The 3,529-nt window shown below is 64.3% G+C and carries 3 protein-coding genes; 1 reads left to right on the top strand and 2 read right to left on the bottom strand.

What is annotated here, in order from left to right:
- Together AB4Y84_RS16390 and AB4Y84_RS16385 are read right to left on the bottom strand one after the other, a co-directional pair.
- Window positions 1-1,180: hypothetical protein (locus tag AB4Y84_RS16390; protein ID WP_442250455.1), on the bottom strand; the 1,180-nt coding region annotated here is incomplete at its 3' end.
- Window positions 1,181-1,300: 120 nt separating this feature from the next.
- On the bottom strand, window positions 1,301-2,569 hold the full coding sequence (locus AB4Y84_RS16385) for a hypothetical protein (protein ID WP_442243514.1): 1,269 nt from the start codon (window positions 2,567-2,569) through the stop codon (window positions 1,301-1,303).
- A gap of 71 nt (window positions 2,570-2,640) precedes the next feature.
- Between AB4Y84_RS16385 and aat the strand changes: the two genes are divergently transcribed.
- Window positions 2,641-3,381, top strand: coding sequence for a leucyl/phenylalanyl-tRNA--protein transferase (gene aat, locus AB4Y84_RS16380; RefSeq protein WP_312786030.1), 741 nt, complete (start codon window positions 2,641-2,643; stop codon window positions 3,379-3,381).
- Window positions 3,382-3,529 lie beyond the last annotated feature (148 nt).

Below are 3,529 nucleotides of genomic sequence, written 5' to 3'. Positions count from 1 at the left end.
GCATCAGAGAGCCATCATCCAAAGGAATGTGGGAGTCAAGCTGCATGACAAAGAACATCGTGCGGCAACAATCGGGACAGGACAGATAGAACCCGCTCTGGATCCAGGATGGCAGTCCGCCCACCCGGCTGTAATTCTGCCGGCCGCCCACATAGCTAGGCGGTTGCCAGAAGCGACCCGGAAGCTCGACCAGATCGACGCCCGCCACCAATAGCGAAGGCGACGTTTCGGAACATGCACGCGGGTCGAGAACCTGCGATTCATGGGCGAAGGGAAGACCCTGCGCATCGTGGCGGAAGTACACGGGATCTCCGTGGCACCAACCGGACTCTCCATTGTCTGGGCAGTCCAGGCATATGCCGAGTGTCACCATCGAGAGGGTGCACGGGCCGATCAACGCCAGCTCCAGTTCCAGCAAACGCTGCAACGGTGAGTCGCATATTCCACACCGCCCTTGCAGGCGACCGCCCATATGCGCCGTTGCCTTTGCACTCCCGCCCTTCCAAGTTGGATGCAAACGCTGGAGGCGGCGCTCCACGCCCGTGGATTCCGCCAGTTGCAAGCGCTGGAGCTGCGCATTGAAACGCAGGTGCAGACCATACCCTCCATGCAGCGCGCGTCCGGAGCCCGCCTCGAGACCAGACAATCCCTCTCGTCCAATTGTTGCCCAAGGGTCATTCCGTGAACCGTGTAGATCACGCACGGCGTCCTGGAACTCCACTACCCCGCTCATTTCAAGCGGCATTCCGGGCAAGCCAGCAGCAGATGAGGATGCCCCTCTTGCCTCCTGAATCCACCGCCGGCCGACCTCAATCGGCAGCTCCCGCCAGAACGGGCCTTCTATAGGCTCATGGGCCGACAGGCGTAGGACGGCATCCCAGTCATCATGGAGCAATCCGGGGGAACGATAGGCTGCCTGCGCCGCGATCTCGGCTGCCAGCCAGTGGTTATTACCGCTCTTGAACTCGATCCAAGCAAACCTGCAAACCTCTGTGGCACGGTCATCCGGCAGCAACTCAGCCGCAGCCCTTAGCATCCCGCTTCTCTTCGCCCGAACCTTCATCGCCAGAATGAGCAGTGTCGAGAGGGCGGCGGGATCACGCTCAGAGAGATCGAGCATCGCAACCAAGGCTCTATCTGAGCCCCCGGGCGTTTGAGCGATCTCAAGCAGCTCTTGCATGGCAGCAATACAGGTCATGGCAGTCCGCCCAGGGCATGTAAACCAAAAGGGTGACTGGAGGTGCCTCACAAGGGAATGCAACAAATCTCAAAAATGGAAGCCTTCAGGCGACCGACGCGCTCAGGTGCACTGCCAGAAATGCCCGCTCACCCGGCATTTCGCGCACCAGAAGCTGTACAGCATGCCGCCACTCCCCCATAGCAACATGCCTTCATTGGTGGTCGGCAACGTTGAGTCGAGTTGCATCACGAAAGGCATCTGCTCGCCGCAGTCGATGCACGCCGGGTAGTGCGCGCTCTGCACCCAGCTGGGCGCGCCCCCCACCCGTGACAGGTTCTGCCGATGATTGGACTGGCCCCAGTCCTGCTGCTGCCAGCGAGGGCTGTCCATCGCGGCAAGACCAACCTCTGCCTGCATCAGGTCACCGCTGTCGGTGGGATTGATCGGCACTTCGCAGTGCTGGCTGGGGTGGCAGCTCGGCACGCCCTCCGCATCGTGACGATAGAAGCGCACGGGTGGATCTTCCCAGCCGCAACAGTCCAGGCACAGGCCCAGGGTGATCGAGCCGGCCGCTCCCTCCTCCAGCGCCACAGCGTCGGTCTGCAGCAGGCGCTGCAGCGGTGCATGACAGCTGCCACACACGGCATCGAGCGGGCCGCCCATGTGCCCGGCATGCTGTACCTGACCGCCATTCCAGCTGGGATGCAGCCGCCAGATCCGTTTGCGCCAGCCCGGCTCTTCGGCCACCTGTGCACGATGTTGCTTGCTTCCGAAACGCAGGTGCAGCGGTTGCCGGCCATGCAGATGGCGCAGACGCGGGCCATCGGCCAGGCCCGCCCAGTGCGCCCAGACCTCGGCATCCAGATCGCTCCAGTCGGCCAGGTAGCCACGGGCCGCGGCATGAGTCTCCGGCTGGGTGGCCAGCAGCACTGCCTTGGCCCGCTCCAGTTCGCGATCGTCGTCTGCCTCGGTCAACCGATGCGCCCAGTCAGTCGCAACCAACGACGGCAATGCCTGCCAGACCTGCGAGGCCAGCTGGATGTCATCCTCGATGGCGACTTCCAGCAGCGCCTCCCAATCGTCCTGCAGCGTGTGCGGCGCCTGGTAGCTGGCAAACTCCAGCACGCTGGTCAGCAGCTCGCCGCGCTCGCCGTCACGATAGCGCCGCCAAGCGTCAATACAGACCGGGGCGACAGCCTCGTCCGGCAGCAGATCCAACGCCGTGTCGAGGAAGGTGGAGCCGGGTGAGCGCCGATCCAGCGCCTGCAGCAGCAGCGCGCCAAGCTGTGGGCGGTCTTCGCTGGCCAGGGTCAACAGCATGGCCAGGCTGTCATTGCGTGTGCGCGGCGCATCGTGCGCATCGAGGATGGCGGTGATCGGATCGCTCATGCGGGGCTCCTTGCCGGTAGTGCGTGATGGTGCCAGACATCGCGCATCGCCACGACGAATACAATGCCGGCATGACCCGTCAGTTGCCCTGGCGCCTGGCCGATGCGCCGGATGCCCCCTTCCCGCCGGCCGAGACAGCGCTGCGCCAACCCGATGGCCTGCTTGCGGTGGGCGGCGACCTGCATCCGCTGCGCCTGCTCAACGCCTATGCCGGCGGCATCTTTCCGTGGTTCAGCGAAGGTGAGCCGATCCTGTGGTGGTCGCCGGACCCGCGCATGGTGTTCCGTACCGACGGCGTGCACCTGAGCAGCAGGTTCCGCCGGCAGCTGCGTGGCAACCACTGGGAAGTGACCGCCGATACCGCCTTCAGCCAGGTGATGCGTGCCTGCGCCAGCGCCCCCCGCCCCGGCCAGGACGGCACCTGGATCAGCCCGGCGATGGTGGATGCCTACAGCCAGCTGCACGACCTGGGTTTCGCACATTCCTTCGAGGTGTGGGATCGGCAGACGCTGGTCGGCGGCATCTATGGCGTGGCCATCGGCGAGATGTTCTTCGGTGAAAGCATGTTCAGTGGCGAAAGTGGCGGCTCCAAGGTGGCACTGGCCGCACTGGCACGAACGCTGCACGGCTGGGGTTGGCCGCTGATCGATGCGCAGGTGGAAAATCCGCATCTGCTGCGCATGGGCGCCGAGCACCTGCCGCGCGCGCCGTTTCTGCAGCAGGTCCGCAGTGCGGTGCAGGCGCAGGGCCGGGAAGGCGCCTGGACCCGGCTCGTCGGGCGCGTGCCGGCAGCGGATTTTGCCGGGGAATAACACAATCTTTGCAAGCTGGGCGTTTGACGCGTAAAATGCTGCGCCTTAGGCCCAGCGTGGCCGTTTTCTGAACCGCACAGGACTACATGTCGAAAGACGATTCCATCGAGTTCGAGGGCACCGTCAGCGAGACGCTGCCGAACACCAC

Origin of the sequence: Stenotrophomonas sp. 2YAF22, from assembly GCF_052114665.1 — a bacterium.
GTDB lineage: Bacteria > Pseudomonadota > Gammaproteobacteria > Xanthomonadales > Xanthomonadaceae > Stenotrophomonas > Stenotrophomonas indicatrix.
Note: the sequence above shows the minus strand (reverse complement) of the source record. Positions and strands in the feature narration are given on the sequence as shown.

Coding starts and splice junctions, on each gene's coding strand:
- AB4Y84_RS16385 (WP_442243514.1), bottom strand. CDS start 2,569: ATGAGCGATCCGATCACCGCCATCCTCGATGCGCACGATGCGCCGCGC.
- aat (WP_312786030.1), top strand. CDS start 2,641: ATGACCCGTCAGTTGCCCTGGCGCCTGGCCGATGCGCCGGATGCCCCC.